Annotated in this window: 12 protein-coding genes; 3 read left to right on the top strand and 9 right to left on the bottom strand. The window is 41.1% G+C overall.

The annotated features are described in order from the left end of the window. The 5 genes from WJP93_RS06890 to WJP93_RS06870 all read right to left on the bottom strand — a co-directional run. The coding region (locus WJP93_RS06890; RefSeq protein ID WP_337547449.1) for a helix-turn-helix domain-containing protein at nucleotides 1–76 on the bottom strand (76 nt) is incomplete at its 3' end. Next, the gene (locus WJP93_RS06885; protein ID WP_337547447.1) at nucleotides 60–713 is read right to left on the bottom strand and encodes an IS607 family transposase; all 654 of its coding nucleotides are present in this window, start codon (nucleotides 711–713) and stop codon (nucleotides 60–62) included. The genes WJP93_RS06885 and WJP93_RS06890, both read right to left, overlap by 17 nt. Nucleotides 714–771: 58 nt before the next feature. Continuing rightward, nucleotides 772–1,560, bottom strand: coding sequence for an ABC transporter ATP-binding protein (locus tag WJP93_RS06880; protein ID WP_337547446.1), 789 nt, complete (start codon nucleotides 1,558–1,560; stop codon nucleotides 772–774). Then, entirely contained in the window at nucleotides 1,557–2,588 is a 1,032-nt protein-coding gene (locus WJP93_RS06875) for an iron ABC transporter permease (protein WP_337547444.1), read from the bottom strand. The genes WJP93_RS06880 and WJP93_RS06875 overlap by 4 nt, the downstream gene beginning before the upstream one ends. Next, entirely contained in the window at nucleotides 2,566–3,756 is a 1,191-nt protein-coding gene (locus WJP93_RS06870) for an ABC transporter substrate-binding protein (protein ID WP_337547443.1), read from the bottom strand. The genes WJP93_RS06875 and WJP93_RS06870 overlap by 23 nt, the downstream gene beginning before the upstream one ends. Before the next feature lie 200 nt (nucleotides 3,757–3,956). On the opposite strand from WJP93_RS06870, the gene WJP93_RS06865 reads away from it, so the two are divergent. Next, entirely contained in the window at nucleotides 3,957–5,294 is a 1,338-nt protein-coding gene (locus tag WJP93_RS06865) for a C1 family peptidase (RefSeq protein WP_337547442.1), read from the top strand. A 90-nt stretch (nucleotides 5,295–5,384) separates the two neighbouring features. On the opposite strand, the gene WJP93_RS06860 is transcribed toward WJP93_RS06865, so the two are convergent. Next, nucleotides 5,385–6,176, bottom strand: coding sequence for a histidinol-phosphatase (locus WJP93_RS06860; RefSeq protein ID WP_337547440.1), 792 nt, complete (start codon nucleotides 6,174–6,176; stop codon nucleotides 5,385–5,387). A 199-nt stretch (nucleotides 6,177–6,375) separates the two neighbouring features. Here WJP93_RS06860 and WJP93_RS06855 point away from each other — a divergent pair, with 199 nt between their 5' ends. Together WJP93_RS06855 and WJP93_RS06850 are read left to right on the top strand one after the other, a co-directional pair. Then, nucleotides 6,376–7,872: a DUF1538 domain-containing protein gene (locus WJP93_RS06855; protein ID WP_337547439.1), complete on the top strand. Its 1,497-nt coding sequence runs from the start codon at nucleotides 6,376–6,378 to the stop codon at nucleotides 7,870–7,872. Beyond that, nucleotides 7,869–8,543: a P-II family nitrogen regulator gene (locus WJP93_RS06850; protein ID WP_337547438.1), complete on the top strand. Its 675-nt coding sequence runs from the start codon at nucleotides 7,869–7,871 to the stop codon at nucleotides 8,541–8,543. Before WJP93_RS06855 ends, WJP93_RS06850 begins: the two co-directional genes overlap by 4 nt. Nucleotides 8,544–8,595: 52 nt before the next feature. Here the strand turns inward: WJP93_RS06850 and WJP93_RS06845 are convergent, their stop codons facing one another. The 3 genes from WJP93_RS06845 to WJP93_RS06835 are packed head-to-tail and all read right to left on the bottom strand — an operon-like array spanning nucleotide 8,596 to nucleotide 12,689. Continuing rightward, nucleotides 8,596–9,153 (bottom strand): manganese efflux pump MntP family protein, encoded by a 558-nt coding sequence (locus tag WJP93_RS06845; protein WP_337547436.1) that lies wholly within the window; start codon nucleotides 9,151–9,153, stop codon nucleotides 8,596–8,598. An 18-nt stretch (nucleotides 9,154–9,171) separates the two neighbouring features. Next, on the bottom strand, nucleotides 9,172–10,935 hold the full coding sequence (locus tag WJP93_RS06840; RefSeq protein WP_227101996.1) for an ABC transporter ATP-binding protein: 1,764 nt from the start codon (nucleotides 10,933–10,935) through the stop codon (nucleotides 9,172–9,174). 2 nt (nucleotides 10,936–10,937) lie between these two features. Next, nucleotides 10,938–12,689: an ABC transporter ATP-binding protein gene (locus WJP93_RS06835; protein ID WP_337547435.1), complete on the bottom strand. Its 1,752-nt coding sequence runs from the start codon at nucleotides 12,687–12,689 to the stop codon at nucleotides 10,938–10,940. Nucleotides 12,690–12,694: the final 5 nt, after the last annotated feature.

Genomic DNA, 12,694 nt, shown 5'->3' with positions numbered 1-12,694 from the left:
AACGTTTTAAGTTATAAGAAAGATAAAAATTGTATAGATACCGACAGGTTCCAATTGTCTTATTGATCTTCGTTATTTGCTCCGGTGTAGGATTGATTTCCGTCTTGAAGCTCTTTAGCAAGTCCCTCATCTCCTTCTATTTGTTTTTTATACTTACGAAGTCCATACAATCTACAAGAAAACACATGAAGAATGGAAACTATATCCTGTACAAGCTCCTCTTGCGGTGATAATGATTCATTATTTACTACCACAATTGTTGCATTAAATTTCGCACAGAATTTTTCAAACCAATCATATCCAAAGCGAACAAAACGGTCTCTATGCGTTATCACAATTGTTTTGATTTTTTGTTCCATCACCTCATCCAATAATTCATTCCATTTCTTGCGGTTGTAATTAAGACCACTTCCATATTCTTCTATGCATTGATCTACAATCATGCCTCTTGCATTGCAAAACTGCCGTAAAAATGCGGTTTGGTTTTGTAAATCATCCTTTTGATTTTTTGTAGACACTCTGGCATAAAGAACAACTTTGCGTGCATCATCTTCTGTTATCCCTTTAAATTCAAGATACTGTTTGTAAGTATAATAACGCCTATTGGTTGGTGTACGATTTGCTGTAAGTGTTCCTTCTCGATCCCACCGCTGTAAGGTCTTAACGGAAACACCCAACAGCTCTGCAAATTCCTTTGGTTTGTAATTTGTAATGTTTGATGTATTCATAATGCCTCCTTTGAGGATATTTAAACACATTAAAGCATTATTGTCAATAGATTTGATTACATATTGTATTCTCCTTTCTACCGTATTCTCCAATAGCAAACGATATCCCATAAGCTTGTTCTAAATTTTCCTGACACAAAATATTTTTCGTATCTCCCCACAAAACAAAAGAAGTATGTAAAAGCTCATTATCTGGCAAAAATAAAAGTGTCTTATCTGCTATCATAAGCGCATGCTCTGGTCTGTGCGTGATAAATAAAACCTGTTTATTGTCTGTCTTGCATAATTCCTTTATCAGCTGCATTAACTGTGCTGTGTGACGTAAATCAAGTCCACTCTCAGGCTCATCCATAATTAAAAGTGATGGCGATGCGACAAGTGCTCGTGCAAGCTTTACAAGCTGCTGCTGTCCTGCACTAAGTTTATCATACGAGTATTCAGAAAATTCAAGCATTCCAACACGCTCTAGCGCTGCCTCTGCCATTTTTCTATCATTACTATCTGGCTGCGCAAAAAGTGATTTGTATGGATTGCGTCCAATAAGCACCATATCTAACACAGAATATGGCACACTTGTCGATTTTTGAGGCACATATGCCATTTTTCTCCACAGCTGTCTGTCTTTAATATTTCTCATATCAACACCATCTAAAAATGCGCCTCCGCCGCACCATGGTATAAGCTTCATCAGACTCTTTACAAATGTTGTTTTACCGCAGCCATTTTGTCCGAGAATAGCTGTAACCATTCCCGGCTCACTCGCCATATTTATATTTGATGACAACACTTGTTTTTTGTAGCCAATTGAAGCGTCTTTTACCTCTAACTTCATCCGCGAAGCCCTCCATTTTTAGCAAGCAGAATTAAAAAAAGTGGCGCTCCAATCAAACTTGTAAGGATCGCTGCCGGAATTTCTGATGCTGTAATACAGCGCGATGCCGTGTCCGTAATAAGTAAAAACAATGCACCATATACTATCGAAGACGGAATTACATCTTTGTTGCTTCCGCCATAAATCATTCGGCAAAAATGTGGAATCAAAAGACCAATCCAGCCAATCTGTCCGCACATAGAGACGACTGCTGCTGTGATTGCTGATGAAGCTGCCACCGTCATAAAGCGAAAACCGTGCACTGATATTCCAAAGCTTTTCACCTCTTCCTCGCTTAGCATCAATGCATCCAGCTTCCACCTGAAAAGCAGAAGAATCACAATTCCTGCTAAAATCCAGCATGCACCAGATAAAAGTAATGGCCAGCTCATATTTTTCAAGCTGCCCAAAAGCCAATATGTAATTGACGGAAGCTCATCCTGTGGATCTGCCACATACTTTGCAAATGATACCATTGATGAGAAAAATGAACCAATAATCATACCAGAAAGCACAAGACGAAGTGTTCTGTTCTCACCGCCAGTTCCTGCAAATAAATAAACAAGACATACAGAAAATAGTCCGCAAAAAAGTGCACTGCTTTGTATTCCTGTCCTCCCAGCTCCCATTAAAATGGCTGCCACCGCACCAAATGATGCTGCATTTCCAACGCCAAGCGTATCAGGTGTAGCAAGTGGATTGGCAAATACTGCCTGAAACCCTGCTCCTGCTACCGCAAGACCTGCTCCGCACAAAAGAGCACCAAATATACGTGGTACACGCACGAAGCAAACCACATGACGCATAGTATCGCTCACTGTATCAGAAGCAGTAAACAAATCACAAATGGCACGAAGCACATCATATGGTGCAATTGCATAACGCCCCATTCCCAAAGAAACAGCACATGCGACAAGGGTTATCACCCCTGCCGCAATACTGCGCCTTGTATTCCATTTTCTTTTTTTATTTGCTGCTTCCATATCCATTTGCCGCATCTGCTGACGGTGTATACATTTGTGCGACCTGATCATCAGTCAACTCAATGTTATACACTTCCTTATAATAATTCTCGACTTCCTCAGTCATATCAACATCCTCAAACAGATCAGGATAAACTGTCTTTGCAAGCCACATAAGCGTCATAGGAGTATCTGCACCTGGTGTAAAGCTTCTGTAGGCGCCAAGCGGCATCTTGTAAACCTGCTCATTTTTTACAGCACTAACGCTGCTCCAGTCATTATCACCGATTGTATTATTGTAAAGATCTTCCGGCATTGCCTTTGTGAAATTGCTGATGAAGATAATTTCTGGATCCCAACTGTAGACCTGCTCCATATTGACAGATGCATTTGAACGCTCTGCCTCAATTTCCTCGCCTACATTTACTGCATTTATTGCATCACACCAGTACTGTCCCCAGAAATTTTTTCCAGAAGTTACAAGTGCAGTGTCACTATAGTTAAATAAGAAAAATACATTCTTTTTCTCTTCATCTTTAAGCTCATCTGTCTTGTCCTGAATTTCTTCTTCTACTTTTTCACCGTATTCCTTGGCAGCTTCTGCTTTTTCTTTTTCCTCTGGGAAAATGTCTGCTAAAAGATCCATCCATGCATCAAATGTATCTGCTGCATTGTAATCCCACTTGGTAACAGAAACTGCAACTGCTGTCAAACCTGCTGATGCAAGAGATTCGCCAAGCTCCTTATTCTGCGCATTATAAAAAACAAGATCTGGCTCTAATGCTAATAAGCTCTCAATATTAAGCTCATTATTTTCAAAAAATGAAGTATCTGCATCAAGAATTTCTGGGTACAGCTCACCAAGAAGACCTGCCTTTGCGGCACTCATGCTGACTGGACTGATTCCAACAAGCTTTTCTGCGCTATCTAAATATAGTGACAATACAGATGGCAGCGGAAGCGTATCAGTCACAACAATTCTGTTTATTTCCTCTGGAAGTGTAACCTCATTGCCTGCATGATCAATGATTGTGCGCTCGCCATCGTCTTTCGCTGATGCCTCTTTCGAAATACTCTCTGTGTTTGCTTTAGAAGTACTCTCCTCTTTTTCCTTCGCTGCAAACACAGGTGTTGCAGAAAGCGTAGCTGCAAATACTAACACTGCTGCCGTCAAATTTCTTTTTGTTTTCCTCATCAATTTCTCTCCTCCAAATCAAAAAACTTGCATATTCATATTTATTATAGTTTCTTGCTCTTCATTATAAAGTGCATCATAAAAAAATGCAATTATGTTATTGAAAAAATTACTCTTTTTTGCCCCACTTTACAAATGTCGTGGACGGTGCTACAATCAAAACACAGCAGTATACATTACGCAGAAAGAAGGGTTTTATTATGAATCATGATATTACAAACGAAGTTCTTGCTGAATTTTCCACTGCATTTTCGTCGAATCCAGTTAATCGCATTGCTATGAATGCTGTTACCTCTGCCGGATTACTGGCAGCATCTAAAAATCCAATAGCACAGCGTGAAAGCCGCCACTCCTACTCTATTTCTCTTGAGCAGGGTGAAATTACAAACCAGAAGCAAAGCGGCCGCTGCTGGATGTTTGCAGCACTTAATACTTTTCGCTTTGAGGTAATGAAAAATTTAAATTTAAAGACTTTTGAGCTGTCTCAAAACTATACGCTTTTCTACGACAAGCTCGAAAAATCTAACTATTTCCTTGAAAGTATTCTTGAGACACTCGATGAACCAACACAGGGACGTCTTATCTCCTTCCTTTTGTCTGCTCCGCTTGGTGATGGCGGACAGTGGGATATGCTGTGCAATCTTGTCCGCAAATATGGTGTTGTTCCAAAGGAAGCAATGCCTGAAACAGTTTCCTCATCTGCTACACGTGAAATGACATCTGCCCTGACAAGAAAGCTTCGTGAGGATGCATGCCGTCTGCGCAAGGCTTACGCCGATGGTTCCACTTTAGACGAGCTTCGCCAAAAGAAGGAAGCTATGATGGAAGAAATTTATCGCGTTTTATGCATCTGCCTTGGCGAACCTCCAAAGACTTTTGACCTTGAGGTTACTGATAGGGATGATAAATTTATACGTGACACTAATCTTACCGGAACTGCATTCTTTGAAAAATATGTTGGCTTAAATCTTGATGATTATGTCAGCTTAATCAATGCTCCTACTGCCGATAAGCCTTATCACAGAAGCTACAGCGTAAAATTCCTTGGAAATGTAAAGGAAGGCTGCCCGGTTCGCTACTTAAATCTGCCGATTGAGGAGCTCAAAAAAGCAGCAATCGCACAGATGAAGGACGGTTCTCCTGTATGGTTTGGCTGTGATGTCGGTAAGGATTCTTCCCGCGATGAGGGACTTCTTGATACTAATACATATCAGACTGACAAGCTTCTTGGTGTTACATTTGGCATGAATAAGGCAGAGCGCCTCGAGTATGGCGAAAGCTTAATGACACATGCAATGGTATTTCAGGGTGTGAACCTTGATGAAGAAGGCAAGCCAAACCGCTGGCGCGTAGAAAATAGCTGGGGCGATGCACCTGGCAAAAAGGGCTATTATGTCATGAGCGACGAATGGTTTGACGAGTACATGTACCAGATCGTTGTCAATAAAAAATACCTGCCTGATTCTTACATCACAGAGTATGATTCTGAGCCAATCATGCTTGAGCCATGGGATCCAATGGGATCACTTGCACTGTAATCTTTCATTTGGCAACAAATAAAAGCCTGATCAGTGGATTACGTACTATTTTGCGCAATTCATTGACAGGCTCTTTTTATTTTGATCATTCTACTTTCTGCATGGCTTCTTTAGCTCAGGATACTCAATCCTGTTTAAACCAAGCTCGCGGCACCACTCAAGCGCAGTCTTTGCTGATTCAAGATCACACACATCCTTTGGTTCATGCGCATCACATCCTAAAATAATATCGCAGTTATGTCTGGCTGCAATCTTAAAAAATTCAAAATTAGGATAATGACGATGCTCTCTCATACCAAGCATATTAATTTCAAGCGGCACCTTATTCTTTGCTGCATAAACACACAGCTTATCTGCTGCCTTTTCATAGTTTTCCTTAGAACCGCCAAATTTAAGCAGATCAGGATGCGCCAGATAAGTAAAGCAGCCTGTCTCAAGACCTTCAATAACCTGATCCACATAGCGCATCATCATATCTTCCTCATGATGCAGCTCACCACTATAAATATGTTCTTCCTCATTTAATACAAAATGCTGCCCCATAATGATATAATCAATAGGATACTGGCTGTAAAATTCCAACAACTTGTCGAAATACTTCGGATAATACTCTGTCTCGAATCCAAGCTTGATCTCAATATCATCCTTATATTCCTTCTTCAGCGCCAAAATAGAATCTACATATCCTGGCACCTGCTCTCTTTTCATACGGAATGTAGAGTAATAATCACCTGAAAAGAAATATGGTGAATGGTCTGAAAAGCCAAGCACCTTAAGACCACCCTTTATTGCCGCCTCTACATACTGGCGATCCTCACCAACTGCATGGTTACAGCGAGTTGTATGTGTATGAAAATTTGTTGTCAAAATTTTATTTTCCACGAAATTTATCTCCTCTGTTTTCATATATAATTCATTTTTTGTCCACTCCCAACTATACTCACCTGTTAACTTTCTGTCAATTGTTTTTGCGGGTTGCGCGATTAAATATCATCTGTTATACTAAAAAAAACACATTAAAGGAGGTATCATTATCAGACAGATTCATCTGAGAGAAACACGCACCGCAGTCACAGAAAAGGTGGTAGAATCATTATTTTCTGTTTTACCAATCGTTATTATCGTCTTTATTCTGTGCCTGTACATTTCCCCTATGCAGCCGGATCTTCTCCTGACCTTTCTTGTCGGAGCCCTGATGCTGATTATCGGTATGGGCCTTTTCTCACTGGGAGCTGAGCAGTCTATGACACCAATTGGAAACCAAATTGGAACTGCGCTCACACGTACAAAAAATCTCCCGCTGATCCTTGCTGTCAGTTTTCTTCTGGGCTTTGCGATTACAATCGCTGAACCGGATCTCCAGGTCCTTGCCCAGACCGTCCCTCATATCAGCAACACGGTACTGCTTATCACAGTTGGTGCCGGAGTAGGCTTTTTTATGAGCGTATGTATGCTGCGTATTCTAACAGGAATGCGCCTTCGCCTGCTGCTGATCTTCTTTTATGCCATAATCTTTTTGCTTGCTTTTTTTGCTGACAAAAATTTTCTTGGCATTGCTTTTGATTCCGGCGGTGTTACAACCGGACCAATGACTGTTCCTTTTATCCTTGCACTTGGACTTGGTGTGTCTAATGTACGAAGCGATAAAAACGCCGAAGCCGACAGCTTTGGTCTTGTTGCGCTTTGCTCGATTGGTCCTGTTCTTGCAGTTTTGATTCTTGGATTTTTCTACAAGAACAATGCCGCCGTTGCAGATCTTAGCACTGCTTCTTATGGCACGACCACAGATATTGGATATGCCTTTCTTCATGCTATTCCACATTATCTAAAGGAAACTGCCATTGCTATGCTGCCAATTATCGTGATCTTCTTTCTGTTTCAATTTACACTGCTTCATCTTGACAGCAGAAATCTCGGAAAGATTATGATTGGCTTACTTTATACGTATATTGGTCTTGTACTCTTTTTGACCGGCGTTAACATCGGATTTTCTGCTCTTGGCGCAGAACTTGGTGCAGCACTTTCCTCTGGAAAAAGTGTCTGGTGGCTCGTTCCTCTTGCCATGGCAATCGGCTGGTTTATCATATCAGCTGAGCCGGCCGTTGCAGTTCTTGAAAAACAAATTGAAACAGTCAGTGCCGGTGCTATACCTGGCCGGGTAATCAAGCGCAGTCTCTCCATTGCAATTGCACTTGCAATGGGACTTTCCATGATTCGCGTTCTCACTGGAATTTCTCTTTTCTGGTTTTTAATTCCAGGATATACAACTGCATTAATTTTAACCTTCTTCGTTCCAGATATCTACACAGCTATTGCATTTGACTCTGGTGGTGTTGCATCTGGTCCGATGACAGCAACATTTATGCTTCAGTTTTTTATGGGCGCGAGCATCGCACTTGGCGGTAATGTACTTCAAGATGCATTTGGCGTTGTTGCACTCGTCGCTATGATGCCTCTCGTCTCCATTCAGCTTGTCGGTCTTTTCTATGAGCGCAAGCAAAAACGTACCAAAGAAACTACTGTTGTCTATGGCGACTACGATATTGTTGAATTGTGGGAAGGAGAACATGCTAAATGAATTACATAATCTCAATCATAAACCCGGACTCACTTTCCATTCTGATGGATCTTTGCAATCAGCTTGATCTGCCGCTTAGTATTACAATGGCAGGCCGCGGCACAGCAGTGCAAAGTATGCTTGATCTTCTTGGCATAGAATCTAATGAACGACGTATTGTGTTTACCGTGGCCAATGAAGAAAAAACAAAAAAACTGATTCAGGCGCAAAAACGCCATATGCACATTGGGGTTCCTGGTCATGGAATCGTGATTGCTGTCCCTATTAAAAGTGTTGGAGGAGGAAAAACAGTGGCCTTTTTAAATGGAGAAACAGATAACGCAGCTTACACGCCTTCGCTTAATTATGCGCATGAGCTTATCATTGCCGTCTGCAGCCAGGGCTGCACCGATATGGTTATGAATGCGGCACGTGCAGCTGGTGCACGAGGCGGCACCGTCCTTCACGGAAAAGGAACTGGTGCAAAGGGCGCACCAAAATTTTATAACATCACAATTGCACAGGAAAAAGAGATGATCCTGATCGTTGCAGCAGCTTCCCAAAAAGCAGCTATAATGCAGTCTATCCTGAAAAAAGCAGGTCCTGACAGCAAAGCCGGAACGATTGTATTCTCACTTCCTACTACGCAGGTTGCAGGGTTTGCGCTGCTTGACAATCAAGACGAAACCTAATAAAAATGAGCAATCATCCAGACATTTAACATCTGGGTGATTGCTCTCTTTTTTACATAATTCCTAATCCATTAAGTAAAATCTTCAGTCCAATTAAAATAAGAATCACACCTCCGCAAAACTCTGCTTTTGAGCGATATTTAGATCCAAATATACTTCCAATCTTAACGCCAATTGCAGAACAGACAAAGGTTACACAACCAATAAAGCTTACAGCTGGAACTATCTGTACCTTTAAGAATGCAAAGGTTACACCAACGGCAAGTGCATCAATGCTAGTTGCAATCGCCAAAAGAAACATCTCCTTGGCATCCATACAGGCATCAACCTTTTCATCCTCTCCCATTGCTTCCTTAAGCATATTTCCACCGATAATAATAAGCAATACAAACGCAATCCAGTGCGCATACTTTGTAATCATATCAGCAAAAAAACTTCCAAGGAAATATCCGATAAGCGGCATCAGTGCCTGAAAGCCTCCAAACCACGCACCTGCGACAGCCATGTGCTTTTTTGTAATTTTCCCCAAAGACAAGCCCTTACAGATTGATACAGCAAACGCATCCATAGACAAACCCACTGCCAGAATAAATAACTCCACTAAACTCATTTTGTTTGTACCCCTTTGTTACAGCGCAAACTGACTATTATACAGCTTCGCATAGAATCCATTCTTTGCAAGCAATGATTCATGGTTACCCTGCTCGATGATATGACCATCTTTCATAACAAGAATCACATCTGCTTCCTGAATAGTTGAAAGACGATGTGCCACGATAAAGCTTGTTCGTCCCTGCATCATTCGGCTAAATGCTTCCTGAATCTTTATTTCAGTACGTGTATCAATTGAAGACGTTGCCTCATCAAGAATAAGCATCGGTGGTAAGCAAAGCATAACTCGCGTAATACAAAGCAGCTGTTTTTGTCCCTGAGAAAGAGATCCGCCATCCTGTCCTATATCTGTATCATATCCCTTTGGCATTCTCTTAATAAAGCTGTGTGCATGAGCTGCCTTTGCTGCCTGAATCATTTCTTCCTCTGTTGCGTCTGGGCGTCCCATCATCAGATTTTCACGTATGGTACCGCTTTTAAGCCATGTCTCCTGAAGCACCATACCATAATTTTCTCGTAAGCTCTTTCTTGTCACATTGCGAATATTATGACCGTCAACTTCAATTGTACCAGCATTTGTATCATAAAAACGCATAAGAAGATTTATCAATGTAGTTTTTCCGCATCCAGTTGGACCAACAATAGCTACTCTCTGTCCTGGCTTTACAGACAGATTTAAGTCTTCAATCAGCTTCTGTTTAGGATCATAAGAGAAGTTTACGTGAGACAGTTTTACAGCTCCGTCAACATTCTGCAAAACCTCTGCATTGTCTGCATCTGGTACTTCTGTCTCTTCATAAATCAGATCAAGAAGTCTTCCTGCACATGCCAGCGCATTCTGAAGCTCCGTAACAACGCTTGAAATAGAATTAAACGGCTTTGTATACTGGTTTGCATAATTTAAAAAGCTATACAGCTGACCGACATTTATTCCGCCGCCAATAGAGAAAAAGCTTCCAAATACAGCAACTGCTGCATATACAAGAGAGTTTACAAAACGTGTTGCCGGGTTTGTGATAGATGAAAAGAATGTAGCCTTTACAGAACAGTCACGAAGGCGTTCATTGACCTCATTGAAGCGATCCATTACCTTTTCTTCCTGACCAAATGCCTTAACGACCTTCTGATTATTAATCATCTCATCAATAAGCGTAGTCTGCTCACCTCTAGTCTCGGACTGCTTCTTGAACAGATGAAATGTCTTCTTAGCAATGAAGCCTGCCACAAAAAATGAAATTGGTGTCAGAACAACAACTGCTGCTGTCATTGGAATATTAATTGTAAGCATGAAAATCAGTGTACCTGCAATTGTAAGAACACCGCTAAAAAGCTGAGTAAATCCCATTAACAGACCATCAGAAAACTGATCAGCATCGGCAATAATACGGCTTACTATATCACCGTATGGATGACTGTCGATATATTTTAATGGAAGTCTTTCAATCTTTTCAAAAGCCTCCTGGCGAATATCACGCACAACTGCATAGGTAATGCGGTTATTGCAGATATTCATAATCCACTGTGCGGCTGCACCAATAATAATAACAGCTGCACCTTTATAAAGAATAGGCTTAATTCCATTAAAATCCACCTGTCCCGGTGATAAAATCAAATTGATAGCATCTCCTGTCAGAATAGGAAGATAAAGCGTACATGCAACTGTCACTGCCGCTAAAATTAGTGAAAACACCAGAACAGCACGGTAATGTTTAATATATTCTAATACCTTTACAAGTGTTTCCTTCTGTTTGGTACGATCATATTTTTTCTTCGCTGCCATGATTACGCCTCCTTTCCTGACTTTTTGCTATCAGTCTTTTTATACTGAGAATCATAAATTTCTTTATATACACTGCACGTTGTAAGAAGCTCATCATGCGTGCCAACACCAACGCTCTTTCCATCATCAAGCACTAAAATCTGATCAGCAAATCTGATAGAAGAAGTTCTCTGTGATACAATAAATACAGTTGGTGCATTTTTCATCTCTCGAATTGCCTTTCTAAGAGCTGCATCAGTCGCAAAGTCAAGTGCCGAGGCACTGTCATCAAGGATTAAAATGCGTGGTTTTCTTACTAGTGCACGCGCAATAGTCAGACGCTGTCTCTGACCGCCAGAAAGATTCTTTCCGCCCTGCTCAACAAAAGCATCAAGACCGCCTTCCTTTTTCTGTACTACCTCAGCTGCCTGAGCAATTGTAATTGCTTCCATGATCTCCTCATCTGTTGCATCCTCCTTGCCCCACTTCATGTTCTCACGAATGGTTCCAGCAAACAGCACTGCCTTTTGAGGCACTACAGCAATCTGGCTTCTAAGTGATTCCATATCCTGTTCTTTTACAGGCTTTCCAAATACGAGGACATTTCCCTGTGTCGCATCATAGAAACGAGGAATCAAATTAACAACAGATGTTTTTCCTGAACCAGTTCCACCTATAATACCAATTGTCTGACCTGTCTTTACATGAAGATCAATATCAGTAAGAGATGGTGCACCTGCGCCTGAATACGTTAATGATACATGATTAAAATCAACGGCATTTGCCGGAGTTCTTTTTTCTTCAATGCACTCTTTGCTTCCATTTTCCATAGACGGCTCTACTTCTAGAACTTTCTGGATACGGTTTCCACATGCAACTGCCTTTGTAATATTAATAATTAAATCTGCTAATTTAATCAGCTCGACTAATATCTGAGACATATAGTTGACAAGAGCTACAACTGCACCCTGTGTCAAAATGCCTCCCTCTACTCTCCAAGCACCAGTCCAGACAAGAACAAGAATTGCAGAATTAACGATAACAAATGTTAATGGATTCATCAATGCTGAAATCTTTCCAACAAAAGTCTGTAGTCTTGTAAACTGCTCATTCTCTGTCTTAAAGTGGCTGATTTCTTCTTCTTCCTTATTAAATGCACGAATTACACGCACGCCTGTCAGATTTTCTCTTGTAATACCAAGTACGCGGTCAAGCTGTGACTGTACCTTTTTATAAAGCGGAATGCTTGAAAGCATAATGCCAAATACAACAACAGACAAAAGCGGAATTGTAATCACAAAGATCATGGCAGCCTTAAAATCAATAGTAAACGCCATAATCATAGAACCAAATACAATGAATGGAGAACGCATGAACAGACGAAGCACCAGATTCGTTCCTGTCTGAACCTGATTGACATCACTTGTCATACGTGTGATCAGCGTTGATGTACCAATAGTATCAAGCTCTGTATAAGAAAGCTTTTGTATATGCTCCATTAATACCTGCTTAATTTTCGCTGCAAAGCCTGCTGCCGCTCTTGCAGAAAACCACTGCGCTGTAGTTGCCATTGCAAGACCGATTACGGCAAGCAGTAAAAGCAGCAGTCCCATGCGAAGACAATATGCGCGGTCTTCTGCTGCAATACCGTAGTCGATGATTCCTTTAATAACAAGCGGCACAAACAGTTCAAAGACAGCCTCAAGCATCTTAAAAATAGGTGCCAGACATGCCTCCTTACGGTATGCCTTTAAATAAATCAACAGTTTCTTCATTTCTT

Source organism: Anthropogastromicrobium sp. (genome assembly GCF_037349415.1).
Lineage (GTDB): Bacteria > Bacillota > Clostridia > Lachnospirales > Lachnospiraceae > Anthropogastromicrobium > Anthropogastromicrobium aceti.
The sequence above is the reverse complement of the archived record's forward strand: the minus strand, read 5'-3'. Positions and strand labels throughout refer to the sequence as shown.